Origin of the sequence: Streptomyces sp. NPDC091287 (assembly GCF_044768525.1) — a bacterium.
Classification (GTDB): Bacteria; Actinomycetota; Actinomycetes; order Streptomycetales; family Streptomycetaceae; genus Streptomyces.
The window spans coordinates 313,352-338,764 of record NZ_JBIVUV010000002.1 but is presented as its reverse complement, the minus strand read 5'-3'; the positions used below and the strand labels follow the sequence as shown (position 1 = coordinate 338,764).

The 25,413-nt window shown below is 70.1% G+C and carries 26 protein-coding genes; 8 read left to right on the top strand and 18 right to left on the bottom strand.

Annotated elements, in window-relative coordinates; all coding sequences use genetic code 11:
• Window positions 1-56 precede the first annotated feature (56 nt).
• A complete protein-coding gene (locus ACIQRW_RS04320; protein ID WP_403754143.1) occupies window positions 57-386 on the bottom strand; it encodes an ATP/GTP-binding protein in 330 nt (109 codons plus the stop codon).
• A gap of 212 nt (window positions 387-598) precedes the next feature.
• Here ACIQRW_RS04320 and ACIQRW_RS04315 point away from each other — a divergent pair, with 212 nt between their 5' ends.
• On the top strand, window positions 599-1,648 hold the full coding sequence (locus tag ACIQRW_RS04315) for an LLM class flavin-dependent oxidoreductase (protein ID WP_403754140.1): 1,050 nt from the start codon (window positions 599-601) through the stop codon (window positions 1,646-1,648).
• Between the two features lie 128 nt (window positions 1,649-1,776).
• Here ACIQRW_RS04315 and ACIQRW_RS04310 read toward each other — a convergent pair whose 3' ends face one another.
• Window positions 1,777-2,169: an SCO5389 family protein gene (locus ACIQRW_RS04310; protein WP_018958973.1), complete on the bottom strand. Its 393-nt coding sequence runs from the start codon at window positions 2,167-2,169 to the stop codon at window positions 1,777-1,779.
• Between the two features lie 275 nt (window positions 2,170-2,444).
• Here ACIQRW_RS04310 and nucS point away from each other — a divergent pair, with 275 nt between their 5' ends.
• Window positions 2,445-3,116 (top strand): endonuclease NucS, encoded by a 672-nt coding sequence (nucS, locus tag ACIQRW_RS04305; protein ID WP_003966235.1) that lies wholly within the window; start codon window positions 2,445-2,447, stop codon window positions 3,114-3,116.
• 201 nt (window positions 3,117-3,317) lie between these two features.
• On the opposite strand, the gene ACIQRW_RS04300 is transcribed toward nucS, so the two are convergent.
• The 4 genes from ACIQRW_RS04300 to ACIQRW_RS04285 form a co-directional block, all read right to left on the bottom strand.
• Window positions 3,318-5,813, bottom strand: a complete 2,496-nt coding sequence (locus tag ACIQRW_RS04300; protein WP_403754136.1) for an ATP-binding protein — start codon at window positions 5,811-5,813, stop codon at window positions 3,318-3,320.
• 296 nt (window positions 5,814-6,109) lie between these two features.
• Window positions 6,110-6,433 carry an STAS domain-containing protein gene (locus tag ACIQRW_RS04295; protein ID WP_003966237.1) on the bottom strand — a complete coding sequence of 108 codons (324 nt, stop codon included), beginning with the start codon at window positions 6,431-6,433 and terminating at the stop codon, window positions 6,110-6,112.
• Window positions 6,434-6,723: 290 nt separating this feature from the next.
• Window positions 6,724-7,572: a 3-hydroxyacyl-CoA dehydrogenase family protein gene (locus ACIQRW_RS04290; protein ID WP_403754132.1), complete on the bottom strand. Its 849-nt coding sequence runs from the start codon at window positions 7,570-7,572 to the stop codon at window positions 6,724-6,726.
• Between the two features lie 149 nt (window positions 7,573-7,721).
• Complete coding sequence (locus ACIQRW_RS04285) at window positions 7,722-8,363, bottom strand: TetR/AcrR family transcriptional regulator (RefSeq protein ID WP_403754130.1); 642 nt, start codon at window positions 8,361-8,363, stop codon at window positions 7,722-7,724.
• A 90-nt stretch (window positions 8,364-8,453) separates the two neighbouring features.
• On the opposite strand from ACIQRW_RS04285, the gene ACIQRW_RS04280 reads away from it, so the two are divergent.
• Genes ACIQRW_RS04280 through ACIQRW_RS04270 form a run of 3 tightly spaced genes read left to right on the top strand, consistent with a single transcriptional unit; the run spans window position 8,454 to window position 10,580 of the window.
• Window positions 8,454-9,236: an ABC transporter ATP-binding protein gene (locus ACIQRW_RS04280; RefSeq protein ID WP_403754128.1), complete on the top strand. Its 783-nt coding sequence runs from the start codon at window positions 8,454-8,456 to the stop codon at window positions 9,234-9,236.
• Window positions 9,237-9,244: 8 nt separating this feature from the next.
• On the top strand, window positions 9,245-9,994 hold the full coding sequence (locus ACIQRW_RS04275; protein WP_403754126.1) for an ABC transporter permease: 750 nt from the start codon (window positions 9,245-9,247) through the stop codon (window positions 9,992-9,994).
• Between the two features lie 13 nt (window positions 9,995-10,007).
• Window positions 10,008-10,580, top strand: a complete 573-nt coding sequence (locus tag ACIQRW_RS04270) for a cob(I)yrinic acid a,c-diamide adenosyltransferase (protein ID WP_265599312.1) — start codon at window positions 10,008-10,010, stop codon at window positions 10,578-10,580.
• A gap of 16 nt (window positions 10,581-10,596) precedes the next feature.
• Here ACIQRW_RS04270 and ACIQRW_RS04265 read toward each other — a convergent pair whose 3' ends face one another.
• Entirely contained in the window at window positions 10,597-11,196 is a 600-nt protein-coding gene (locus ACIQRW_RS04265) for a hypothetical protein (protein WP_403754123.1), read from the bottom strand.
• Window positions 11,197-11,347: 151 nt separating this feature from the next.
• On the opposite strand from ACIQRW_RS04265, the gene ACIQRW_RS04260 reads away from it, so the two are divergent.
• From ACIQRW_RS04260 to ACIQRW_RS04250, 3 genes are all read left to right on the top strand, one after another.
• Window positions 11,348-12,547 (top strand): sensor histidine kinase, encoded by a 1,200-nt coding sequence (locus tag ACIQRW_RS04260; RefSeq protein ID WP_403754120.1) that lies wholly within the window; start codon window positions 11,348-11,350, stop codon window positions 12,545-12,547.
• Window positions 12,544-13,206 (top strand): response regulator, encoded by a 663-nt coding sequence (locus tag ACIQRW_RS04255; RefSeq protein WP_403754116.1) that lies wholly within the window; start codon window positions 12,544-12,546, stop codon window positions 13,204-13,206. Before ACIQRW_RS04260 ends, ACIQRW_RS04255 begins: the two co-directional genes overlap by 4 nt.
• 153 nt (window positions 13,207-13,359) lie before the next feature.
• Window positions 13,360-15,231, top strand: a complete 1,872-nt coding sequence (locus ACIQRW_RS04250; RefSeq protein WP_403754113.1) for a glycosyl hydrolase family 18 protein — start codon at window positions 13,360-13,362, stop codon at window positions 15,229-15,231.
• Between the two features lie 164 nt (window positions 15,232-15,395).
• On the opposite strand, the gene ACIQRW_RS04245 is transcribed toward ACIQRW_RS04250, so the two are convergent.
• The 11 genes from ACIQRW_RS04245 to ACIQRW_RS04195 form a co-directional block, all read right to left on the bottom strand.
• Complete coding sequence (locus ACIQRW_RS04245; protein WP_056702475.1) at window positions 15,396-15,842, bottom strand: DUF2550 domain-containing protein; 447 nt, start codon at window positions 15,840-15,842, stop codon at window positions 15,396-15,398.
• A 133-nt stretch (window positions 15,843-15,975) separates the two neighbouring features.
• A complete protein-coding gene (locus ACIQRW_RS04240; protein ID WP_003966248.1) occupies window positions 15,976-16,350 on the bottom strand; it encodes a F0F1 ATP synthase subunit epsilon in 375 nt (124 codons plus the stop codon).
• A gap of 109 nt (window positions 16,351-16,459) precedes the next feature.
• Window positions 16,460-17,902 (bottom strand): F0F1 ATP synthase subunit beta, encoded by a 1,443-nt coding sequence (atpD, locus tag ACIQRW_RS04235; RefSeq protein WP_069755422.1) that lies wholly within the window; start codon window positions 17,900-17,902, stop codon window positions 16,460-16,462.
• Window positions 17,902-18,819 (bottom strand): F0F1 ATP synthase subunit gamma, encoded by a 918-nt coding sequence (locus tag ACIQRW_RS04230; RefSeq protein WP_403754109.1) that lies wholly within the window; start codon window positions 18,817-18,819, stop codon window positions 17,902-17,904. The genes atpD and ACIQRW_RS04230 overlap by 1 nt, the downstream gene beginning before the upstream one ends.
• 3 nt (window positions 18,820-18,822) lie before the next feature.
• Complete coding sequence (gene atpA / locus ACIQRW_RS04225; protein ID WP_392945508.1) at window positions 18,823-20,394, bottom strand: F0F1 ATP synthase subunit alpha; 1,572 nt, start codon at window positions 20,392-20,394, stop codon at window positions 18,823-18,825.
• Window positions 20,395-20,529: 135 nt separating this feature from the next.
• On the bottom strand, window positions 20,530-21,345 hold the full coding sequence (locus ACIQRW_RS04220; protein ID WP_403754106.1) for a F0F1 ATP synthase subunit delta: 816 nt from the start codon (window positions 21,343-21,345) through the stop codon (window positions 20,530-20,532).
• The gene (locus tag ACIQRW_RS04215) at window positions 21,342-21,878 is read right to left on the bottom strand and encodes a F0F1 ATP synthase subunit B (RefSeq protein ID WP_003966253.1); all 537 of its coding nucleotides are present in this window, start codon (window positions 21,876-21,878) and stop codon (window positions 21,342-21,344) included. Before ACIQRW_RS04215 ends, ACIQRW_RS04220 begins: the two co-directional genes overlap by 4 nt.
• A gap of 37 nt (window positions 21,879-21,915) precedes the next feature.
• Window positions 21,916-22,152, bottom strand: coding sequence for an ATP synthase F0 subunit C (gene atpE / locus ACIQRW_RS04210; RefSeq protein WP_003966254.1), 237 nt, complete (start codon window positions 22,150-22,152; stop codon window positions 21,916-21,918).
• Between the two features lie 94 nt (window positions 22,153-22,246).
• Entirely contained in the window at window positions 22,247-23,074 is an 828-nt protein-coding gene (atpB, locus tag ACIQRW_RS04205) for a F0F1 ATP synthase subunit A (RefSeq protein ID WP_403754104.1), read from the bottom strand.
• A gap of 200 nt (window positions 23,075-23,274) precedes the next feature.
• Window positions 23,275-23,715, bottom strand: a complete 441-nt coding sequence (locus ACIQRW_RS04200) for a hypothetical protein (protein WP_403754102.1) — start codon at window positions 23,713-23,715, stop codon at window positions 23,275-23,277.
• Window positions 23,716-23,982: 267 nt separating this feature from the next.
• Window positions 23,983-25,371 (bottom strand): MraY family glycosyltransferase, encoded by a 1,389-nt coding sequence (locus tag ACIQRW_RS04195; protein ID WP_403754099.1) that lies wholly within the window; start codon window positions 25,369-25,371, stop codon window positions 23,983-23,985.
• Window positions 25,372-25,413 lie beyond the last annotated feature (42 nt).

Sequence of the window (25,413 nt, the reverse complement as noted above, 5' to 3'; positions counted from 1 at the left end):
TAGGGCGTGTTTCGAAAGTAGCGCCGTCCGCCCGGAGTCCGAGGGGCCGGTCGCCCTCAGTGGCGCGGAGCGTTGCGGGACCGCTGCACCCTGGTGGTGCGGCGGTCCTTCGCGTTCCAGCACGCCTTGTGCCAGTGCCTGCGGTCGTCGATGCCGCCGAACTCGGGCCAGCTCACGAGGTGCGGGACCCCGGAGGGGATCTCCTGATCGCAGCCGGGGCAGCGGTACCGCTTGCCCTGGGCGCTCGCGCCGCTCACCGGGCGCACCGACCACTCCTCGCCCTGCCAGGTCTCGGTGGCCCCTCCCCCGCCGTACCTCCCGTACGCCGGGCCGGGGCGTTCGTCGTGACTCTCGCCGCCACGGGGGCGGTTACGGCGCGGGGACACAGGACACCTCACGGGGCGGGTCGGACACGGTATCGCCCAAGCCTAGAGCCTGCCGTCGGGGGCGGCGGTCGCGCTGTCCGGCGGCCCTGTTCGGCAGTGGGGTGAGTTAGCGGAAAATCGCAACAACTTCCTCCGGGACCGTGCCTTTGGCACGTGTCAGACGTTGTTGCCAGTGGGGGAGAAACGCGTCGGCCGCAAGGAGGCAATAGGCGATGCGCATCGGAACGTTCGTTCTGGCAGCCCAGTTCCCGGGACAGGGGCCGGGTGAGGCCCTGCACCGGGCCGTCCGGTCCACCGAGGCCGCGGAGGAGAGCGGTCTCGACTCGGTCTGGTTGGCCGAGCACCACTTCGTGCCGTACGGGGTCTGCCCGTCCGCGACCACGCTGGCGGCGCTGCTGCTGGGCCGCACCCGCAGAATCCGGGTCGGCACGGCGGTCAGCGTGCTGCCCAACCACCACCCGGTCGCGCTCGCCGAGCAGGCCGCGCTGCTGCATCTGACCAGCGGCGGTCGCTTCTCGCTCGGGGTGGGGCGGGGTGGTCCATGGGTGGACCTCGAAGTGTTCGGCGGCGGTCTCGACGCGTACGAGAACGGCTTCCCCGAGGCGCTCGACCTGGTGCTCGCCTGGCTGCGGGAGCCGCGCGTCGCTGGGCGCGGCGAGCGGTTCGGTTTCCGCGAGGTGGCGGTGGTGCCGCGCGCGGACGAGCTGCTGGAGGGCCCGGCGGACGCGGGGCCGGGTGGAGCGGGGCCCGAGGTCGTCGTGGCGTGCACCTCGCCGAAGAGCGTGCGGCTCGCGGCCCGGCAGGCGCTGCCGATGCTGCTGGGCATGCACTGCGGGGACGAGGAGAAGGCGGAGATGGTCGCCCTGTGGCGTACGGCCGCCCGGGAGGCCGGCCATCCGCCCGAGGTGGTGGAGGGGGCCGCACATGTGTCCGCCGGGGTGGCCCAGATCGAGGACGGCGCCGGGGAGGCCACGGAGCTGCTGGTGAAGTCGATGCCCGGCTGGCTGCGCCAGGGGCTCGACGCCCATGTCACGGTCGACGGCAGGCACCGCGTGATGCGGGACCCGGTCGCGTACACGGAACTGCTGTGCGGGCTGCACCCGGTGGGCCCGCCGCGGCTGGCGGCCGACCGGCTGGCGGCCACCGCCGAGCGGACCGGGATCACGCGCTTCGCCCTCCTGGTGGAGGGGTCGGGCGATCTCGCGGCGACCGAGGAGAACGTCCGGCGGCTGGGCGCCGACGTGCTGCCGCTGCTCACCTGACCTGCGCATGCCGGTGTTTCCTCGGAGCCGTCTGACAGCTGAGATCTGTGGCGGTGGTGCGGTGGTGCGGGAGCTGCCGCCCCGGGGCCAGTTGCACCTCCCGCGGCCCGGGACGGCAGCAGAAGCGTTCAGCAGTCCCGAAGTCCGGGCGACTGGTTGAGCAACTGGCCCCTCACCGAAGTGAACTTGGCCAGTCGGTCGTCGACCGAGGCGTCCAGCGGGAACACCGCGACGCGGTGGCAGTTCTGGAATGCGATGCGCACTCCGAAGTGCCGCTGGAGCGCGCCGCGTATCGCATCACTCGCGAGCGCGCGCAGCAGCTGACCACGTGCCTGCTCGTCCGGCGGCGGCGTCTGGTTGTCGGCGAACTGTCCGCCGTCGACCTTCAGCTGAGCCACCAGCGAGCTGATCATCTCCCATGCGAAGGGCAGGGAGGTCCGGACGCAGTCGACGAAGTCGGCTTCGTCGACCTCGCCTCGCTCGGCCTGTTCCAACAGCGCCGGTGAGACGTCGAGCGACATGGGTTCTCCTCTCGCGACCCCGGGCGATGGCCGGGGCCTTACGGGCAGGGAAGGGGGGCGGCGACGACGCAGCGTGCACGGACGGCGACCTCCTGCTTCCACGGTAAGCGCGCAGTCGGGGCCGCACCAGGAGATTGGGAACACAACCGGCCAATAACGAAGGGGCGCAAAGAGGGGCAAGCCCGCATCGCCGCGTTCCGGTGTGCACCGAGTGACAGGGGGCGACAGGTGGGGAAATCGCGTCGGGCCCCCGTCGTCGAGTAGCGTTGCCGACCATGCGTCTCGTCATCGCCCGTTGCTCCGTGGACTACGCGGGCCGGCTCACAGCCCACCTGCCCTCCGCCCCCCGACTGATCCTGGTGAAGGCGGACGGAAGCGTCTCCATCCACGCCGACGACCGGGCGTACAAACCGCTCAACTGGATGTCCCCGCCGTGCACCCTGAAGGAGGGCGCCGACGGTGAGGCAGGCGTCTGGACCGTGGTGAACAAGGCGGGCGAAAAACTGATCATCACAATGGAGGAAGTCCTCCACGACTCGTCGTACGAGCTGGGCGTCGACCCGGGGCTCATCAAGGACGGCGTGGAAGCGCACCTCCAGGAGCTGCTCGCGGACCGGATCGAGATCCTCGGCGAGGGTCACACCCTGATCCGCCGCGAATACCCCACCGCCATCGGGCCGGTGGACATCCTGTGCCGGGACGCCAACGGGCAGACGGTAGCGGTGGAGCTGAAGCGGCGCGGCGACATCGACGGCGTGGAGCAGCTGACGCGCTATCTGGAACTGCTGAACCGCGACCCGCACCTCGCCCCGGTCCGGGGCGTCTTCGCCGCGCAGGAGATCAAGCCGCAGGCCCGGGTGCTGGCGACGGACCGCGGCATCGGCTGCCTGGTCCTGGACTACGACGCGATGCGGGGCATCGAGGACGACAAGCTGCGGCTGTTCTGAGCGACGGCGTCAACGGGGGGGGCGGGGGGGGGGGGGGGGGGGCGGGGGCCCCCCCCCCCCCCCCCCCGCCCCCCCCCCCCCCGGGGCCCCCCCCCCCCGGGGGGGGGTGGGGGGGGGCGGGGGGGGGGGGGGGGGGGGGGGGGGGGCCCCCGCGCGCCGCCCCCCCCCCCCGGCCCCCGTACGTTCAGCCGTCCGGTGCGCTCAGACCGCCGGGTCGGTGGCCTCTTGGGACTCCGGGGCGCTCGCCGACTCGGCGGGGCCGGCCGCGGAAGAGGAGCCCTGGGCCGGGGGCGGGTCCGTGTCGTCGGTGGGCGTCGGGGACGGGTCCGGCGATTCGCTCTCCGACTCGGACGGCGTGGGGCTCGGGCTCTCGCTGTCGGTCTCCGTCGGCCGGGGCGAGGTCTTCGTCGGCGTCGGCTCGCTCGGGGAGCTGCTCCCGTCGTCCGTCGGGTCGTCCGTCCCCGGCGGCGTACCGTCCGACGTGGAGGAGCTCGGGGACGGGGAGCCGGAGGTGCTCGGGCTCGCCGAGTCCGAGGGGCCGGGGGTCGCGGACGTCTCGCCGCCGGTGGTCTCCCCGGCCGGGACGGAGCCGTCCTCCGACTCCTCCGGGGGCAGGCCGTCGTCGGTCGGGTCCTCGGTGGTCGTCTGCTCGGTGGTGACGTTGCGGCTGCCCGGCTCGTCGCCGTCGCCCGCGGTGACGCCGAGCGTGACGACGGTGCCGAGCACCGCGATCAGCACGGCGCCCGCGCCCGCGGCGGCCAGGTTGCGCCGGGCGCCGCCCAGGACGGCCCGGCCGGTCCCCTTGCGCGCGGCGGGGCTGGGCTGCAGCGAGGAGACGACCGTGGGCTGCTCCTCGGCCGGCTGCCGCAGGAACACCGGTGCGCCCGGGAACCCGCCGGGCGGTGTGCCCGGACCGTCCTGGCGCACCATGGGCACCTCGTCGCCCGATGCGGTGCGGGCGAGGGGGGCGAAGTCGCCGGAGCGGTCCGCGACCAGGGCGAGCGCGCGGCGTCCGGCCACGGCCCCGGACTTGTCGGCGAGGGCGCCGCGCATCCCGATGGAGGTCTCCAGCTCGGTCCTGGCCCGGTCCGGATTGCCGGTGCAGAGCGCGAGTACGCCCAACTCGTGGTGGAAGTAGGCCTCCTCGGCGACCTCGCCGGCGATCCTGGCGGCCTCCTGGCCGATCCTGAGGGCCCGCTCCCAGGCTCCCCAGCCCAGGCCCGCCGCGAAGGCCGGGGAGGCGCTGCGGGCCAGCAGGACGGCCGCGCTGGCCGCTCCCGCCTCGTCGCCCGGGACCAGCCGGCCCAGGGAGGCGACGATCGCGTCCGCCTCGGCGACGGCCCGTTCCGGGGTGACCGAGGGGTGCGAGGCCCACCAGGCGTAGTGCTGGGCGGCGGTACGGGCGTGAGCGGCGGCGTCGTCCTCGTAACCGGCCGCGGCGAGCTGGGCGAGGACTCCGGCGGCGAGGCGGTAGCGGGGGCCGGCCGGGGAGAGCAGACCGCAGCCCGCGAGCTCGCCGAGCGCGGCGTCCGCGTGGGTGTCGCCCACGAGGGCCGGCAGATGGGCCTGGTGGGGCACCTCCCCGCCGAGGGCGACGGCGAAGCGCAGGGTGGCGCGGGCCGCCTCGCTGAGCCGGGAGGCGAGCAGCACGGCGGGCGCGGCGCCCTCGCCGAGGCTCGGCAGCGGGACGTCGAGGGCTTCGGCGGCGGGTGCCGACGGGGTCGGCGGAGCGCCGTCCACGCGTGGCTCGAAGTAGTCGTACTCGTCGAAGGCTTCGGGGCCGGCGCCCAGCCGGTCGCGCTGCACGAGGAGCGATCCGGCCTGGACGAAGCGGAGCGGCAGGCCCTCGGACTCGAACCAGAGGTCGCCCGCCCAGTTCCGCTCCTCCTCCGTGAGGGGGCGCTCGACGACCTTCTCCAGCAGGGCCAGCGAGGCGCCGCGGCCGAGGCCGGCGAGGAGCACCTCCTCCAGGTGGGCGTCGACACCGGGGGTGGTGGTCTCGGGGGTGGCGGCGAGCAGGAAGGCGCACTCGGGGGTGGCGGCGAGCAGTTCGTCGAGGGCCGCTCCGCCGATCTCCAGGTCGTCGATGGTGACGACGGCGCCGATGGACCGGACGAGCGCGAGCAGTTCGTCGCGGTCGGGGCGGTGGCTCGGGGCCTTGTACACGGTGTCGAAGAGGGCGTGCAGCAGATCGGCGCCGGTGCGGCCCCGGCCGTTGAGCCGGACGACTCCGTCGGGGGCCAGATCCGCGCAGTCGGCGGCGACGGCGTCCAGCAGCGCGGTGCGGCCGGACCCGGCCTGACCGGTGAGGCGGACGCTGCGACCGCGCGCCAGCAGGCGGACCAGGCGTTCGCGCTCCTCCTCGCGTTCCAGGAGCGGCAGCTGCGGGGCGGGCGGTCCCGCGGGCACCGGGGGTGCTCCGGCGCGTTCGTGGTCGGCGCGTTCGGCGGGGGTGCGGCGGACCGGGGCGTCGGGGCCCGAGCCGGGCGGGCAGGACTCGACCTCGCTGCCGTCGACGGGGTTGACCGTGAGCAGCAGGTCGCCGACGGTCAGCTGGACCACGCGGACCTGCTGCGGTGTCCCCGGGCCGAAGTCGGCGCCGCCGGATTCGCGGGACGGCCGGCGGTGGCCGGGCTCGCCGCCGGAGCGGTCGTGGCCCTGCCCGTACTCATCGGGTGCCCGGTGTGTCGGGTCCATCGCAAAGTCCCCCAGACGCGTCGTGCGCGGTTGCCCCTCCCGGCCTCACACGCGCCCCGCTGTCGCTTCCGGTCCGGTGTCCGCCCATGGGTTCGTTGTCATTCGGCGGACGGCCGAACCCTAGACCTTGGCACAGTATTCATGAACCGCCGGGGTGCCACGCCGTCCAGGACGTCACGTTCCGGTGAGGATTGCGTGACTTCTTCCGCCGGGTGCGGTCCGTCCGGCCGTCCGGACCCTGCGGACGGCGCGCGGCCGTCCGGTCCCGGCGGGGGCGAGCGGTCGCGCGCACGTCCTCAGACGCGCGGCAGCGACTCGGCGGCGATGCCGCCCTCGATGGCCAGGATGCGGTGCAGCCGGGTGGCCACCAGGAGGCGCTGCATCTGTGGCGGCACGCCGCGCAGCACGAGGCGGCGTCCGGCCCGTCCCGCCCTGCGGTGGGCTCCCATGATGACGCCGAGTCCGGTGGCGTCCCAGGAGTCCAGCTCGGTCAGGTCCAGCACGAGGTCGCCGACTCCGTCGTCCACCGCCGAGTGCAGGACCGTACGGGCGTCCGCCGCGCTTCGGACGTCGAGGCGGCCCCCGACGACCAGCTCGGCGTGGTCGCCCCTGATGTGCATATGCGCTCCCCGGTCATGCTCCGTAGAAGGTCCGTCTGTCTGCTCTGCCGTCGGCCGTCTGTTCCGCCGTCGGCTCTGTCGTAGGCCCTGCCTCCGCCACGCGTGGCGCCCTGTCTCTGCCACCACTGACTGTCGCGACGACAGGGAAGTTGCCGTCTGTAAGCGAACCGATATCGAATTCACTCGGTGGAGTGACTCCGGTTCGGCGGGGACCGGTCCCCGCCGGGTAGAATCCCCGGCTCCCCCGGCCCGGACGGTGGCGGGCCGGCGGGCCGAGGAGCCGGGTCCGGTCAGTACGTGTAGAAGCCCTGCCCGCTCTTGCGCCCGATGTCACCTGCGTCGACCATCCGGCGCATCAGCTCCGGGGCGGCGAACTTCTCGTCCTGCGACTCGGTGTAGATGTTGCCGGTGGCGTGCAGGAGGATGTCGACGCCGGTCAGGTCCGCGGTGGCGAGCGGGCCCATGGCATGGCCGAAGCCCAGCTTGCAGGCGATGTCGATGTCCTCGGCCGAGGCGACGCCCGACTCGTACAGCTTGGCGGCCTCGACGACGAGCGCCGAGATCAGCCGGGTGGTGACGAAGCCCGCCACGTCGCGGTTGACGACGATGCAGGTCTTGCCGACCGACTCGGCGAACTCCCGGGCGGTGGCGAGGGTTTCGTCACTGGTCTTGTAGCCGCGCACCAGCTCGCAGAGCTGCATCATCGGGACCGGCGAGAAGAAGTGCACGCCGACGACGCGTTCCGGACGCTCCGTCACGGCCGCGATCTTGGTGATCGGGATGGCGGAGGTGTTGGACGCGAGGACGGTGTTCTCACCGACGACCTTGTCCAGGGCCCGGAAGATCTCGTGCTTGACTTCCAGCTTCTCGAAGACGGCTTCCACGACGACGTCCGCGTCGGCCACGGCGTCGAGGTCGGTGGTCGTGGTGATGCGGGCGAGCGCGGCCTCGGCGTCGGCCGCGTCCAGCTTGCCCTTGGAGACGAACCTGTCGTACGAGGCCTCGATGCCGTCACGGCCCCGGGTCAGCGCGGCGTCGGTGACGTCCCGCAGCACGACGTCCCAGCCCGCCTGGGCGGAGACCTGCGCGATCCCGGATCCCATGAGTCCGGCCCCGATGACGGCGAGCTTCCTGGCCACGTTCGCACCCCTTGGTCTCTGTTCGCCCGTGCCCGATTGTTCACGGCGGTTCACATGCTCTCCGGCGGAGGTTAGTACCCGTCGGGCGCGCTGGGGCGGTGAAGAGATGCGCGTCACGTCTCAGATGACGGACATCACACAGGGACGCGTCATTCGGCTCCGCGTCGCGCGTAGTTGAGGACCTGGTCGCCGAGCAGCCCCTCGATGTCGTCGAGGACGCCGAGGGCGTCGTGGGAGACCTCGACGGCCTTGCGGCCCTTCATCATCTCCTGGCTGACGTAACCGACGAGGGCGTGCTCGATCCAGGCGATCTGACCGCCGACGAGGAGCGGCAGCGGGTCGTCCTCGCTCGCTCCGGTGTCCTCGCGCAGGGTGGCGACGACGGCTTGGAGCACCTCCTGCTGGAGGTACCAGAGGCGGGCCTTGAGGGTGGGGGCGTCCTCGATGACGCGCATGAAGTCGGCGAAGCCGTCCATCAGCCCGAACTCCGGGGAGACGGCGACGACGGCGGCGCGCACCTCGCGCAGGACGGCCTCGGCTGCCGACTCGCCCGGGTCGCGGGCGCGGACGTAGCGGGCGACGCGCTGGGTGACGTGCTTCATCCGGTCGAGGAAGAGGTCCTCCTTGGCCGGGAAGTAGTTGTAGACGGTGTTCACGGAGACGTCGGCCAGTTCGGCGATCTCGGCGACGGTCACCGTGACGAAGCCGTGCTGGAGGAACAGCCCGGTCGCCATGTCCGAGATGCGCTGCTTGGCCTGGCGCTTCTTGCGTTCCCTGAGTCCCTCAGCCATGCCTCCATCGTAGGACGCGCTGAACGATCATGGTGTCAATGAATTATTGGAGTCATTGCAATTTTAGGTTCACTCTGTTTTTCTGACCCCATGACCGTCATCAGCACCTCCGGGCTGGCCCGGACCTTCACGACGCCGAGCGGCCCGGTGGAAGCCGTCCGCTCCATCGACCTGACCATCCACCCGGGGGAGATCGTCGGCCTCCTGGGCCCCAACGGCGCGGGCAAGACGACCACGCTGCGCATGCTCACGACGCTCCTCGCCCCGACCGGCGGCGCGGCCACCGTGGCCGGCCACGACCTGCTCACCGACCCCGCGGCCGTCCGCGCCCTCTGCGGGTACGTCGCCCAGTCCGGCGGCGTCGACCCGTATCTGACCGTCCGGGAGGAGCTCGTCACCCAGGGCAGGCTGTACCGGCTGAGCCGCGCGGAGGCGGCCGCACGCGCCGAGGAACTGGCCGCCGGGCTCGGGCTGGACGGGCTGCTCGACCGGAAGGCGGCGAGCCTCTCGGGAGGGCAGCGGCGTCGGCTCGACATCGCCATGGGCCTCACCCACCGGCCGGCCGTGCTCTTCCTCGACGAGCCCACCACGGGCCTGGACCCCGGCAGCCGGGCCGACCTGTGGGACCTGGTGCGGAGCCTGCGCGACGAGATGGGCACCACCGTCGTCCTGACCACGCACTATCTCGACGAGGCCGACGCGCTGGCGGACCGGCTGATCCTCATCGACGGCGGCACGGTGGTCGCGGAGGGGACCCCGGCCGAGCTGAAGGCCCGGTACGCCGGCTCCCCCGACGCCTCCCTCCAGGACGCGTTCCTGGCCGCCACCGGCCGCCCCGTCACCCCTGCCGACTCCGCCCCCGCAGCCGTATAGGACCCCACGTGCTCTTCCACGACACCGCGATCATCTTCGGGCGGTACGCCCGGCAGACCCTGCGCTCCCGCTTCCAGATCTTCTTCGGGATGCTGATGCCGCTGCTCTACCTCCTCTTCTTCGGTCCGCTGCTGAGGGACCTGCCGCTCGGCTCCCCCGCCGACTCCTGGCAGATCCTGGTGCCCGGCCTGCTCCTCCAACTCAGCCTGTTCGGCGCGTCCTTCGCCGGCTTCGCGATCATCGTCGAGAAGTCCACGGGCGTGGTGGAGCGGATGCGGGTGACCCCGGTCAGCCGGCTGGCCCTGCTGCTGGGGCGGGTGCTGCGCGACGCCCTGTTGTTCACCTTCCAGGCCGTCCTGCTGGTGCTCGCCGCGCTGCTCATGGGCCTGCGCGCCCCGCTGGCGGGCATCCTCATCGGCTTCGCGTTCACCGGAGTGCTGGCGCTCTCGCTCGCCTCCCTCTCGTACGCCCTGGCCATGCGCGTCACCACCCCGCAGGAGTTCGGGCCCGTGATCAACGCGGTGACGATGCCGACCATGCTGCTCTCCGGTCTGATGCTGCCCATCACGCTCGGCCCCGGCTGGCTGGACGTCGTCTCCCACTTCACCCCGTTCCGCTATCTGGTGGACGCGGTACGGGACGCCTACACCGGCTCGTACGCCACGACGCACATGCTCTACGGGGTCCTCGTCGCCGTGGGCTTCGCCGCCGCGGCCGTGACAGTGGGCACACGGGTCTTCCGGCGGGCCGGAGCGTAACTACGCTGGGCCCATGGTCAATCTGACGCGCATCTACACCCGGACCGGCGACCAGGGCACCACGGCCCTCGGCGACATGAGCCGCACCGCCAAGACCGATCTGCGGATCTCGGCGTACGCGGACGCCAACGAGGCCAACGCGGCGATCGGCGCGGCCATCGCGCTGGGGCAGCTGCCCGAGGAGCTGGTGAAGGTCCTCGTCCGCGTCCAGAACGACCTCTTCGACGTGGGCGCGGACCTGTGCACCCCGGTGATCGAGGACCCGAAGTACCCGCCCCTGCGGGTCGAGCAGTCCTACATCGACAAGCTGGAGGCGGACTGCGACACCTTCCTGGAGGAGCTGGAGAAGCTGCGCAGCTTCATCCTCCCCGGCGGTACGCCCGGCGCGGCCCTGCTGCACCAGGCGTGCACCGTGGTCCGGCGCGCCGAGCGGTCCACCTGGGCGGCGCTGGAGGTGCACGGGGAGTCGATGAACACCCTGACCGCCACCTACCTCAACCGCCTCTCCGACCTCCTGTTCATCCTGGCGCGGAGCGCGAACAAGGAGGTCGGGGACGTGCTGTGGGTGCCGGGCGGTGAGCGGTAGGCGTGGGGAGCCCGCCCTACCCGTGGTTCCGGTCGGCCGGCTCCCGCTCGACGACCCGGTCGCCGGAATCCTTGACGCCCCGGTTCGGGTCCTGCTTCGGCCACACCGTGTAGCCCCCCGCGATGATCAGGTTGATGCCGATCACCCAGCCCATCTTCTGCTGCCAGTTCCGCAGCGAGTCGGTCTCCCCGCCGGAGCCGACGTACCAGATCGCCGCCTGGAGCAGGCCCGCCGCGACCACCGCGGCAAGGATCCAGCGGGCGGCGGTGCGCCACTCGTGGGCGGCGCGCGCCATGCCGTACTTCGGCGGCGTCACCGGCGGCGGGCCGCCGAACCAGCGGTGGGCGACGCGGGCGTCCACCCACTTGATGGTGGAGTGACCCAGACCCACCGTGAAGCCGATGTAGACGGCGGCCAGGCCGTGCTTCCAGTCCGGCTCGGCCCCGTTCTTCAGGTCCATGGCCGTCACCACCAGCAGGACGACCTCCAACAGCGGTTCGCACAGCAGCACGGCCGCGCCGAGCTTCGGTTTCCTCGCGACGTACCGCAGGGCGAGTCCGGCGGCCAGCAGCACCCAGAACGCGACCTCGCAGAGCACAATCAGTAGCGCGATCACAGTCTCTCTCCTCCCGTTCTCCTCCAGCCTCCCGTCCGGCGGGCGGGAAAGCGTCGTCGGCAGTGACGAAACGGGACTGCATCCTTCGATGTAGCCGTACATCGGTCGCCGAAGGGAGGCCCGGCGGCGGTGCTGCGTGTTGGATGGAGGGGTGTTCACCGCGATCCGCCCCCACCGCGACGACGTCGTCCTCGCCGCCTCCGGGCTGCTCGGCGGGCTGCTCCTGTGGCTGCTCGGCCTGCACACCCAGGGCGGCCGCATCTTCGCCGCCCCCTGGGTCTCCCTCGTACCGATGACCGTGATGGCCGCGATGGAGCTGCTGCGCCGCAGCGCCCCGCGGACGGCGCTGATCGTCGGCACGGTCATGCTGGTCGCGGACCAGTTCACCCGGGGCAATCTGGTGACCATCCTGATGTTCTCGGACATCATGTACGCGGCCGTGCTGTACGGGACCCCGGCCGCGGCCCGCCGGATCCCGGTGACCACGGTCCTGCTCACCGTCGCGAGCACGGTCGGTTTCCTGGCCTGGTTCCGCCGGCCCGAGGCGCTGCTGATCGGCGTCGTCACGGGGCTGGTCTCCTTCATGCCCGCGATCACCGGTGTCGTCGTGCGCAACCACCGCGTCGCCGCCGAGGCCGCCCGGCTGGCCGCCCGCCAGACCGCGCGGCTCGCCGAGATGGACCGGACGCAGGCGGTGGTCGCCGAGCGCGCCCGGATGGCCCGGGAGCTGCACGACATGGTGGCCAACCACCTTTCCGCCGTGGCGATCCACTCCACGGCGGCCCTCTCCATCGACGACCCGGACACCTCCCGGAACGCCCTGAAGGTGATCCGGGAGAACAGCGTCGAGGGACTGTCGGAGATGCGCCGGCTGATCGGGCTGCTGCGGGAGGGCGGCGAGGACGACGCCCCGGCGGCGGCCCCGACGCTCGCGTCCCTGGACGTGCTCGTCGAGCAGACGAACATCAACGGGACGACCAGCGGGCTGGTCTGCACCCTGGAGGACGCCGGGAAGGCGGTGTCCGCCGCGCTGCCGACGCCCGTCGAGCTGGCCGCGTACAGGATCGTGCAGGAGTCCCTGACCAACGCCCTCAAACACGCGGCGCCGGGCCCGGTGGTGGTGCGGCTCGCTCACGGCGACGGGGTGCTGACGATCGAGGTGACCAGTGTGTTCGGCAGCCGCTCCGGACCGACGGCGCCCGGTTCGGGGGCGGGCCTGGTGGGCATGCGGGAGCGGGTGGCGCTGCTCGGCGGGAGGATCACCGCGGGGGCCGAACCGGGCGGCGACGGAACCAAGATCTGGCGGGTGCGGGCCCAACTGCCCGTGACGGAAGGGACGATGCGGGAATGACGATCCGGGTACTGGTCGCTGAGGACCAGTCGGCGGTGCGCGCGGGGCTGGTGCTGATCCTCTCCAGCGCGCCGGACATCGAGGTCGTCGGAGAGGCGGGGGACGGCGAGGCGGCGGTGCGCCTGGCACGTGAACTCCGCCCGGACCTGGTGCTGATGGATGTGCAGATGCCGCGCCTCGACGGGGTGGCGGCGACGCGGCAGGTGGTCGAGGAGGAGCTCGCGGACGTCCTGGTGCTGACCACGTTCGATCTGGACGAGTACGTCTTCGGGGCGCTGCGCGCGGGGGCCTCCGGCTTTCTGCTGAAGAACACCGACGCCCGCGATCTGCTGGAGGCGGTACGGACGGTGGCGCGCGGCGAGGGGCTGATCGCCCCGGCCGTGACCCGGCGGCTGATCGCGGAGTTCGCCGGGGCGTCCCCCGTACGCGGCCGGGGGGCGGCCGATCCGGCGGTGCTGGACACGCTCACCCGCCGCGAGCGCGAGGTGCTGGGGTGCCTGGGCGAGGGCCTGTCGAACGCGGAGATCGCGCTCCGCCTCTCGATGGCCGAGGCCACGGTGAAGACCCACGTCAGCAGGCTGCTGGGCAAGCTGGAGCTGCGCAGCCGGGTTCAGGCGGCGGTCCTGGCACAGGAGTTGGGGATTCGAGCCACGTCCTGATCTTTGGTCCAGACCTCTTGACGATTGGTCCAGACCTTCCTACTGTCACCGTCACACACTGCGGTGAGTACGAGAGCACCCGTACTCAGGGCGGCGCAGGGTTTGCAGTCCACGAATCATCCCCGTTTGTTGGACCTCACCCGAGGAGCACCGTTGAGCACTGATACCCCCCAACGCCGATCCAGACTCAGATGGATCCCCGTCCGGAGCGGCCGGTCCAAGGTCGTCGCGGGCCTGACCGCGCTGGTCGTGCCGCTGGCCGCGATGGTGGGGCTCGCCGCCCCCGCCTCGGCGGCCACGTCGGCCACCGCCACGTACACCAAGAAGTCGGACTGGGGCAGCGGCTTCGAGGGCCAGTGGACGGTGAAGAACACCGGCACCACCGCGCTCTCCTCCTGGACCATCGAGTGGGACTTCCCCTCGGGCACCTCGGCGGGCTCCGCCTGGGACGCCTCCCTCACCAGCAGCGGCGGCCACTACACCGCCAAGAACCTCTCCTGGAACGGGTCCGTGGCGCCCGGCGCCAGCATCAGCTTCGGCTTCAACGGCACCGGCTCCGGCTCCCCCTCGGGCTGCAAGCTGAACGGCGCCTCCTGTGACGGCGGCAGCGTCCCCGGCGACAACGCCCCCTCGGCGCCCGGCACCCCGACCACCAGCGACGTCACCGACACCTCGGTCAAGCTCAGCTGGAGCGCGGCGACCGACGACAAGGGCGTCAAGAACTACGACGTGCTGCGCGACGGCGCGAAGGTCGCCACGGTCACCGGCACGACGTACACCAACACCGGCCTGACCGCCGGCACCGACTACTCCTACGCCGTGCAGGCCCGGGACACCGCCGACCAGACCGGCCCGGTCTCCGGCGCCGTCTCCGTGCGGACCACCGGCGGCGGTGGCGAGCAGCCCGGCGGCGACAAGGTCAACCTGGGCTACTTCACCAACTGGGGCGTCTACGGGCGCAACTACCACGTGAAGAACCTGGTGACGTCCGGCTCCGCCGCGAAGATCACGCACATCAACTACGCCTTCGGCAACGTGCAGAACGGCAAGTGCACCATCGGTGACTCGTACGCCGACTACGACAAGGCGTACACCGCCGACCAGTCCGTCGACGGCGTCGCCGACACCTGGGACCAGCCGCTGCGCGGCAACTTCAACCAGCTGCGCAAGCTGAAGGCCAAGTACCCGCACATCAAGATCCTCTGGTCGTTCGGCGGCTGGACCTGGTCCGGCGGCTTCGGCCAGGCCGTGCAGAACCCCGCCGCCTTCGCCCAGTCCTGCTACGACCTGGTCGAGGACCCCCGCTGGGCCGATGTCTTCGACGGCATCGACCTCGACTGGGAGTACCCCAACGCCTGTGGTCTGACCTGTGACACCAGCGGTCCGGCCGCGCTGAAGACCATGGCCGACGCCATGCGGGCCAAGTTCGGCACGAAGAACCTGGTCACCGCCGCCATCACCGCGGACGGCTCCAACGGCGGCAAGATCGACGCGGCCGACTACGGCGGCGCCTCCCAGTCCTTCGACTGGTACAACGTGATGACGTACGACTTCTTCGGCGCCTGGGCGGCCAAGGGCCCGACGGCCCCGCACTCGCCGCTGACCCCGTACACCGGCATCCCGCAGGCCGGCTTCTCCTCCTCCGAGGCCATCGCCAAGCTGAAGGCCAAGGGCGTCCCGGCCAAGAAGCTGCTCCTCGGCATCGGCTTCTACGGCCGCGGCTGGACCGGCGTCACCCAGTCCGCCCCCGGCGGCACGGCGACCGGCGCGGCCCCGGGCACGTACGAGGCGGGCAACGAGGACTACAAGGTCCTGAAGAGCACCTGCCCGTCCACCGGCACCATCGCCGGTACGGCCTACGCGCACTGCGGCACCAACTGGTGGAGCTACGACACCCCGGCCACCATCGGCACCAAGATGACCTGGGCGAAGAACCAGGGCCTCGGTGGCGCGTTCTTCTGGGAGTTCTCCGGTGACACCAGCAACGGTGAACTGGTGAACGCGATCAAGACCGGCCTCCAGTAACCACGCCGGTGCTCCCCACGCCATAACGGCCAGCACCGCCCCGGAAAAGCACCGGGGAGACGGGTCCGCCCCCCGTCTCCCCGGTTTTTCGCTGTGTACGCGTACGTTCTCCGCGGATACGCGCTCCGCTGCGCGACGTACGCCTTACGCGCGGTCCTCAGGCGCTACGCGACGTTCACCCGCTGGCCGGGCGGCGCCGCCTCCAGCCAGGCGAGGAAGCCGGTCAGGGCGTCCTCGCTCATCGCCAGCTCCAGGCGCGTCCCGCGGTGGAGACAGCCGAGCACGACCGAGTCGGACAGGAGCGCGAGCTCCTCCTCGCCCTCCGGCAGCCGGCGGGCGATCACCTCGATCGCAGAACGCTCCAGGCCCCGGCGGGGGCGAGGAGCGTAGGAGAAGACCCGGAACCAGTCGACGCGGTCACCGCTGTAGCGGGCGACCCCGTAGACCCAGCCCTTGCCGAGCGCATCGGGTTCCTCCGACACGTCCCAGCGCAGGCTGCAGTCGAAGGTCCCTCCGGACCGCTGGATCAGCCTCCGGCGCAGGCCGAAGACGAACAGTCCCAACAGGACCGTGACGATGACGGACGCGCCCACCCACAACGCGAGGACCATCTCCACCGACCTCCTCGCATCGTCGAGTAACGAACACCGAAACCGTATTGCACCTGCATCGCCTCAGCCGCGACACGGCTGGATTGCTCCAGCTCGGGCCGCGGCTGAGTAAAGACATCTGTCAGTGGGGGTGCTAGCGCACCGCCACCGCGCGCAGTCGTACGTCGGCGCGCCGCTGGGCAGCGGCGTCCGCGTCCGACTTCGCGAGTTCCAGCGCCCGCTCGGCGCGCTCGACATCGATCTCGTCGGCCAGCTCGGCGATCTCGGCCAGCAGCGACAGCTTGTCGTCCGCGAACGAGATGAATCCACCGTGCACAGCGGCGATGACGGTGCCGCCCTCACTCGTGCGGATCGTCACCGGGCCCGATTCCAGCACACCGAGAAGCGGCTGGTGACCGGGCATGACGCCGATGTCGCCGGACGTGGTGCGCGCGACGACCAGGGTGGCCTCGCCGGACCAGACGCTTCGGTCGGCGGCGACCAGCTCGACATGCAGCTCAGCAGCCAAGGGTGGCTCCTCGGGTCACCACCCGGCCGCCCGGCCGGGTGTCGGTTCAATTCTACGGGGCGTGGTGAGGGGGGCGGGACACACCCACCCCCCTCGGTGAGCCGGAGGCTCAGGAGACGCCGAGCTCCTTGGCCTTGGCCTTGAGGTCGTCCAGGCCACCGCACATGAAGAACGCCTGCTCGGGGAAGTGGTCGTAGTCCCCGTCGCAGATCGCGTTGAACGCGGAGATCGACTCGTCGAGCGGAACGTCCGAACCGTCCAGGCCGGTGAACTGCTTGGCGGCGTGGGTGTTCTGCGACAGGAAGCGCTCGACGCGACGGGCACGGTGGACAACGAGCTTGTCCTCCTCGCCCAGCTCGTCGATACCGAGGATCGCGATGATGTCCTGGAGGTCCTTGTACTTCTGGAGGATCCCCTTGACGCGGCTGGCCGCGGCGTAGTGGTCCTGCGAGATGTAACGCGGGTCCAGGATGCGGGACGTGGAGTCCAGCGGGTCCACGGCCGGGTAGATGCCCTTCTCGGAGATCGGACGGGAGAGAACCGTCGTCGCGTCGAGGTGGGCGAACGTGGTGGCCGGGGCCGGGTCGGTCAGGTCGTCCGCGGGGACGTAGATCGCCTGCATCGAGGTGATCGAGTGACCACGCGTCGAGGTGATGCGCTCCTGGAGCACACCCATCTCGTCGGCCAGGGTCGGCTGGTAACCCACCGCGGACGGCATGCGGCCGAGCAGCGTGGAGACCTCGGAGCCGGCCTGCGTGAAGCGGAAGATGTTGTCGATGAAGAGCAGCACGTCCTGCTTCTGCACATCGCGGAAGTACTCCGCCATGGTCAGGGCGGACAGGGCCACGCGCAGACGCGTCCCCGGCGGCTCGTCCATCTGGCCGAAGACGAGCGCGGTCTTCTCCAGAACGCCCGACTCGGTCATCTCGTCGATGAGGTCGTTGCCCTCACGGGTGCGCTCACCAACACCGGCGAACACCGACACACCGTCGTGCAGCTTCGCCACACGCATGATCATTTCCTGGATGAGGACCGTCTTGCCGACGCCCGCACCACCGAACAGACCGATCTTGCCGCCCTTGACGTACGGGGTCAGCAGGTCGACGACCTTCAGGCCGGTCTCGAACATCTCGGTCTTCGACTCGAGCTGGTCGAAGGCCGGGGCCTTGCGGTGGATCGGCCAGCGCTCGGTGATCTGCGCCTCGGCCTCCGGCTCGTTCAGGATCTGACCGAGGGTGTTGAAGACCTTGCCCTTGGTGATGTCGCCGACGGGGACGGTGATGCCCGCACCCGTGTTGGTCACCGCGGCCTGGCGGACCAGGCCGTCGGTGGGCTGCATCGAGATCGCACGGACCACACCGTCACCCAGGTGCTGGGCGACTTCCAGGGTCAGGGTCTTGCGGGCGCCGTCCTCGGCGGGGTCCGCGACCTCGACGTGGAGGGCGTTGTAGATCTCCGGCATCGCGTCGACGGGGAACTCCACGTCGACGACCGGGCCGATGACCCGGGCGACGCGGCCCGTGGCAGCGGCCGTCTCAACTGTCGTCGTCATTACTTGTCACTCCCCGCGGTCGCGTCGGCCAGAGCACTGGCACCGCCGACGATCTCGCTGATTTCCTGGGTGATTTCGGCCTGTCGGGCCGCGTTGGCAAGCCGGGACAGGCTCTTGATGAGGTCCCCGGCGTTGTCGGTGGCCGACTTCATCGCGCGGCGGCGGGCGGCGTGCTCGGAAGCGGCTGCCTGCAGCAGTGCGTTGTAGATGCGGCTCTCGACGTAGCGCGGCAGAAGGGCGTCGAGGACGTCCTCGGCCGACGGCTCGAAGTCGAAGAGCGGAAGGATCTCACCCTTGCGGGTGCTCTCCTGCGCCACCTCGTCGAGCGAAAGCGGCAGCATCCGGTCGTCGACCGCGTTCTGCGTCATCATCGACACGAATTCCGTGAAGACGATGTGCAGCTCGTCGACGCCGCCCTCGGCCGTGTCCTTCTGGATGGCCTCGATCAACGGGGCGGCGACGCGCTTGGCATCCCCGTACGCCGGGTTGTCGGTGAAGCCGGTCCAGGAGTCCTCGACCTTGCGCTCGCGGAAGCCGTAGTACGCGACACCCTTGCGGCCGACGATGTACGTGTCGACCTCCTTGCCCTCGGAGGCAAGGCGCTCCCGCAGTCGCTCCGCGGCCTTGATGGCGTTGGAGGAGTAGCCGCCGGCCAGACCGCGGTCGCTCGTGACGAGCAGGACCGCGGCCCGGGTCGGGGCGTCGACCTCGGTGGTGAGCGGGTGCTTGGCGTTGGAGCCGGTCGCCACCGCGGTCACCGCACGGGTGAGCTCGGTCGCGTAGGGCTTGGACGCCGCCACCTTGCGCTGTGCCTTGACAATGCGCGAGGCGGCGATCATCTCCATCGCCTTGGTGATCTTCTTGGTCGCGGTGACGGCTTGGATGCGGCGCTTGTAAACGCGAAGCTGAGCGCCCATCGATCAGCCCTCGCCCAGGAGCTTGCCGTCCGAGGTCTCGAACTGCTGCTTGAAGGCGGCGATCGCGTCGGCGATCGACTGCAGCGTGTCGTCGGACATCTTGCCGCCCTCGGCGATGCTGGTCAGGAGGTCCTTGCGCTCACGGCGCAGGTACTCCAGCAGCTCGCCTTCGAAGCGACGGATGTCCTCGACCGGGACGTCGTCCATCTTGCCCGTGGTGCCGGCCCAGACCGAGACGACCTGCTCCTCCATCGGGAACGGGGCGTACTGCGGCTGCTTCAGCAGCTCGACCATGCGCTTACCGCGCTCCAGCGAGGCCTTCGAGGCCGCGTCCAGGTCGGAACCGAAGGCGGCGAACGCCTCCAGCTCGCGGTACTGGGCGAGGTCCACGCGAAGCCGGCCGGAGACCTGCTTCATCGCCTTGTGCTGGGCGGAGCCACCGACTCGGGAGACCGAGATACCGACGTTGAGCGCCGGACGCTGACCCGCGTTGAACAGGTCGGACTCCAGGAAGCACTGGCCGTCGGTGATGGAGATGACGTTGGTCGGAATGAACGCCGACACGTCGTTCGCCTTGGTCTCGACGATCGGGAGGCCCGTCATCGAGCCGGCGCCCATCTCGTCGGAGAGCTTGGCGCAGCGCTCCAGCAGACGCGAGTGCAGGTAGAAGACGTCACCCGGGTAGGCCTCGCGGCCCGGCGGGCGGCGCAGCAGCAGGGACACGGCGCGGTAGGCGTCGGCCTGCTTCGAGAGGTCGTCGAAGATGATCAGGACGTGCTTGCCGGCGTACATCCAGTGCTGGCCGATGGCCGAACCGGTGTACGGCGCCAGGTACTTGAAGCCGGCCGGGTCGGACGCCGGGGCGGCGACGATGGTCGTGTACTCCAGCGCACCGGCCTCTTCGAGCGCACCACGCACGGAGGCGATGGTGGAACCCTTCTGACCGATGGCGACGTAGATGCAGCGGACCTGCTTGTTCACGTCGCCCGAGCGCCAGTTGTCGCGCTGGTTGATGATCGTGTCGACGGCCAGAGCGGTCTTACCCGTCTGACGGTCGCCGATGATCAGCTGACGCTGGCCGCGGCCGATCGGCACCATGGCGTCGACGGCCTTGTAGCCGGTCTGCATCGGCTCGTGCACCGACTTGCGGACCATGACGCCAGGGGCCTGCAGCTCGAGGGCGCGGCGGCTGTCGGTCTCGATCTCGCCGAGACCGTCGATCGGGTTGCCGAGCGGGTCGACGACGCGGCCGAGGTAACCCTCGCCGACGCCGACGGAGAGCACCTCGCCGGTGCGCTGCACCGGCTGGCCCTCCTCGATGCCGCTGAACTCGCCGAGGACGATCGCACCGATCTCGCGCTCCTCGAGGTTGAGGGCGAGACCGAGGGTTCCGTCCTCGAACTTCAGCAGCTCGTTCGCCATGGCGGAGGGAAGACCCTCCACCTTCGCGATGCCGTCGCCGGCAACGCTGACCGTACCGACCTCCTCGCGCGAGGCCGCGTCCGGCTGGTACGACTGGACAAAGTTATCCAGTGCGTCCCGGATCTCCTCCGGCCGGATCGTGAGCTCCGCCATCTGGGTTCCCTGCTCTCCTTGTTGGGCCCGAAGTTTCTTAAGGGGGTCTGGGGGCCGACCCCCAGGAATCTTCTGCAATTTCTGCACGGCCCAACCGGGCCGCTGGTCTTGCTTGTTCTTCTGCGCTGCGCTGTGTCAGCCGGCCATGCGGCGGGTCGCCTCTTCGAGGCGCTCCGCGACGGTGCCGTTGATCATCTCGTCACCGACGCGCACCGAGATCCCGCCGAGGACCGCGGGGTCCACGTCCAGGTTCAGGTGCATCTGCCGGCCGTAGAGCTTCGCCAGGGCGTCGCCGAGGCGCTGCTTCTGCCGGTCGCTGAGCGGCACCGCCGAGGTGACGACGGCGACCATGCGGTCCCGGCGCTCCGCGGCGAGCTTGGACAGTGAGTCCAGCCCTGCTTCCAGGCTACGTCCACGGGGCTGGGTGACCAGGCGGACGATGATCCGCTCGGTGACCGGCTGTGCCTTGCCGCCGAGCAGGCTGCGCAGCAGCTCGCCCTTGGCGGACGCCGTGGCCGTACGGCTGGTGAGCGCGGAGCGCAGCTCCTTGTCGGAGCCGACGATCCGGCCGAACCGGAACAGCTCGTCCTCGACGTCGTCGAGGCTGCCGCCGCGCTGGGCCGCGGTGAGGTCTGCGGTGTTCGCCAGCTCCTCGACCGAGTCCACCAGGTCACGCGACTGCGACCAGCGGGACCGGACCAGTCCGGAGACCAGGTCGACGGTCTCGCCGCCGACCTGTCCGCCGAGCAGACGCGCGGCCAGCTCGGCCTTGCTCTCGCCGCTCTGGGCCGGGTCGGTGAGGACCCGGCGCAGGGATACTTCGCGGTGAAGCAGCGCGGTGACCGATGCCAGCTCCTCGGCGAGCTTCGCCGCGTCGACCGACGTGTTGTCGGTCAGCGCGTCGAGACGCTCGCGTGCGGCAGCCAGTGCTTCGCGGCTCGCGCTGTTCATCGGGCTGCCTCGGCCTTCGCCTCGAGCTCGTCGAGGAAACGGTCGACGGTGCCGCTCTGCCGGGCGTGGTCCTGGAGGGACTCGCCGACGAGCTTGCCGGCCAGGTCGGTGGCGAGCTTGCCCACGTCCTGACGCAGCGCCGAGGCAGCGGCCTTGCGGTCGGCCTCGATCTGGGTGTGGCCGGCGGCGATGATCTCTTCGCGCTGCCGCTGACCTTCCGCCTTCATCTCCTGGATGATGACGGCACCCTGCTCCTGCGCCTCCTGGCGCAGACGAGCGGCCTCGTGGCGGGCTTCGGCGAGCTGAGCCTTGTACTGCTCAAGAACGCTCTGGGCCTCGATCTGAGCCGATTCGGCCTTCTCGATGCCACCCTCGATCGCCTCGCGGCGCTCTTCCAGGGTCTTGTTGATCACCGGAAGGAGCTTCTTCGAGAAGACGAAGAAGACGATGCCGAAGCAGATCAAGCCGATGACGACTTCAGGCCAGACCGGGAGCAGAGGCATCTGCGGTTCCTCGGCTGCCAGGTACATCATGGTGGACCTTTCGTCGAATGGGACTACAGCCACAACGTCACTTGACGATGAACGGAACGACGAAGCCGATCAGGGCCAGGGCCTCGACGACGGCGAAGCCGAGCAGCATGTTCTGGCGGATGAGGCCGGCAGCCTCGGGCTGGCGGGCGATGGCCTGCACACCGTTACCGAAGATGATGCCGATGCCGATGCCGGGGCCGATCGCGGCGAGGCCGTAGCCGATGGTGCCGACGTTGCCGTTCACGGCCGCGAGGGTCTCGAAAGCAGCAGACATGTCTGTGGTTCCTTCTCTTGGTGGGTCCGGTGGAAATGGTCTTCGCACCGGGCGACTGGGGATCTGAGGGCGGGAGCCGGGAGCCGGCAGGTCCTCAGTGGGCTTCTTCGAGCGCCTGGGAGAGGTACGTGGCGGTCAGCACGGTGAACACGTAGGCCTGAAGGGCCTGGATGAAAATCTCGAACACGGTGATGACCAGCGTCAGGATGAACGACGCTCCGGCGTAGACCGTGCCCAGGACCGTGCCGAGCATGTACCAGGTGGCGATCGTGAAGATCAGGATCAGGATGTGGCCCGCGAACATGTTCGCGAAGAGTCGTACCGCCAGCGTGAACGGGCGGACGAGCACGTTGGAGACGAACTCCAGCGGCGTCAGCAGCACGTAGATCGGCTTGGGCAGACCGCTCGGGACGCAGAGGTTGCGAATGCCTCCGACGAATCCGTTCGTCCGGAACGTCACCGTCATGTACGTCACCCAGACGATCAGCGCAAGGCCGACGGGGTAGGCGATGACGGAGCTGACCGGGAACTGGGCGAGCGGGATGAGGGCCCAGAGGTTCAGGATCCAGACGAAGAAGAACAGCGAGACCAGCAGAGGGACGAAGGGCTCGCCCTTCTTGCCGATGACCTCTTTGGCGATACCGCGGTGGACGAAGTCGTACAGCGCCTCGGCGACCATCTGCAGCTTGCCCGGGACGACCTTCGACTTCGAGAAACCGACCCAGAAGAAGGCCAGGATCGCGAAGGTACCGATGATCGCGAGCAACATGGGCTTGTTGAATTCGACAGACCCAACAGTGAAGAGCGGCTCGAAGATGAACGACCACACACTGGGAGCTTGGAACCCGCAGTCCTTGAACAGGTGGCAGTTCGTCTCGAAGGCGAGCGTCTGGGCGTCAGTCACCAAGAGCTCCTTCTGCATGGCGCATGGATGCGGCTACCTCGTTGTGTCGGAGCGGCGGGTGGCCGCAGGTCGGCACCGGACTGGTTCTTACGGTGAGGAGGCGGCGGCCGGGCCCGAAGCCTCGCGATGAATCAAGCGACCGCCTTGTTGCCCGCGCTCGCACTACCGCAACCGAGACCGGACGATAGCAGCACGTCGAACATGGCTTTATTCCGCCCCTACTCATCACGATCTCCCCCAGGGCCGCCCGGACGGTTCCGGGCGTCCGCGTCGGGGTCGACGTAAAGGATCTTGCTCCGGGAGTGCAGCACGGCCTGCGTGGTGATCCACGTGATGACGGCCGCGACCAGCGAGAGGGCGAAGACCTGAAGATCGAAGAGCGAGGTGTTCCTGATGCTCAGGATGAAGATGAGCAGGAGCACGAGCTGAGCCGAGTAAATCATCAGCCCCATGCCCTGGAACAGGTGAGGCATGGTCTTGCCGACCCAGTTGAGCGCCAGCAGTCCGAGCGCCATGAAGACGATCACGACCACGCAGCCCACCGCGGCACCGATCGCCCCCTCGCCGCCGGCGAGCAGACCGCCGACAAGCGTGGCGATGGCTCCCACTGCGGCGGTGGGGGTGGCGATGCGCAGTAGTTCGCGCATGTCGGACTGCATGGCGGCAGCTCCACTGGTCTGAGGGGAGGAATGGGGCGTCGTCATGGACGAGCGTAGGCCCGGTCCGCGAGGCGGATTTTCGGGCCAATGGACCGTCCTACAAGGGTCCTTCGGCTCCGTCACCGGGTCTCGTGAACGGTATCACAAACTATTTGATGAGGTCTTTACCTCGAAGGTGTGCCAACTGTCACACATGAGAGTTAACCCGCGCGTGTGTGCACGGCAAGACGGCGCAATGTCTGGTATTGCATCGCGAGTTCCGAATCGTCAGCGCGAGGAGTCGATCGAGCGGCGATCCGGGAACCGCGAACGAGCGCCGATCGCGGTAGCGCCGTTGACGCCGGACACTCCGACCGCCACGGGAGCCCGTTCGGCGGCCTCCTCGCCCATCCGCGCGTCTGCCGAGCCCTGTTGGGCCCCGGAGGCCACGGGCGCCGGCTTCTCCTCGTACGGGACGGCCGGATCCGGCTCCGCTCCACGGTGGCGGTAGCGCGGCGGCACGAAGCGGTTGGCCCAGTGCGGGGCACGCGGGGTGAAGCGCGGCATCAGCAGCAGGACGAGGCCCACCGCGCTCGCCGCGATGATGACGAACACGATCCACGAGGACGCCGAATGCACCGAGTAACCGACGGCGCCGAAGGCGATGAGGGCCGACCAGAAGTACATGATCAGCACGGCCCGGCTGTGCGAGTGGCCGATCTCCAGCAGCCGGTGGTGCAGGTGGCCCCGGTCGGCGGCGAACGGCGACTGGCCGTTCCAGGTGCGACGGACGATGGCGAGAACCAGGTCGGCCGCCGGGATCGCGATGATCGTCAGCGGCAGCACCAGCGGGATGAAGACCGGGAGCAGCGCGTGGGTGGCCTCGCGCTCACTGCCCTCGAAGATCTTCATGAGGTCCGGGTCGACCTGGCCGGTGATCGAGATCGCGCCCGCCGCCAGCACCAGGCCGATCAGCATCGATCCCGAGTCGCCCATGAAGATCCGCGCCGGGTGCATGTTGTGCGGCATGAAGCCGAGGCACATCCCCATCAGGATCGCCGCGAACAGGGTCGCGGGGGCCGCCGCCTCGATCCCGTACCCCATCCAGAGGCGGTACGCGTACAGGAAGAACGCCGCCGACGCGATGCACACCATGCCCGCCGCGAGCCCGTCCAGGCCGTCGACGAAGTTGACCGCGTTGATCGTGATGACGACCAGCGCCACCGTGAGCAGGGTGCCCTGCCACTGCGTGAGGGCCACCGTGCCGACGCCGGGGATCGGCAGCCACAGGATCGTGAGCCCCTGGATGACCATGACGGCGGCGGCGATCATCTGGCCGCCGAGCTTGATCAGGGCGTCGATCTCGAACTTGTCGTCGAGGACGCCGATCAGCCAGATCAGGGCGGCGCCGGAGAGCAACGCCCTCGGCTCGTTGGAGAGTTCGAAGACGCCCTGCAGATTGAAGAGGTGGTCCGCGACGATCAGCCCCGCGCACAGTCCGCCGAACATGGCGATCCCACCGAGCCGGGGTGTCGGCTCGCGGTGGACGTCGCGCGCACGGATCGCGGGCATCGCCCCGACCGCGATGGCGAACTTACGCACCGGTCCGGTCAGCAGATAGGTCACCGCTGCCGTGACACAGAGCGTCAGCAGGTAATCACGCACGGGCTGCCCCACAGAACTCGCCGGTCATCCAAAAACCACACCCTAGTCTCTGGA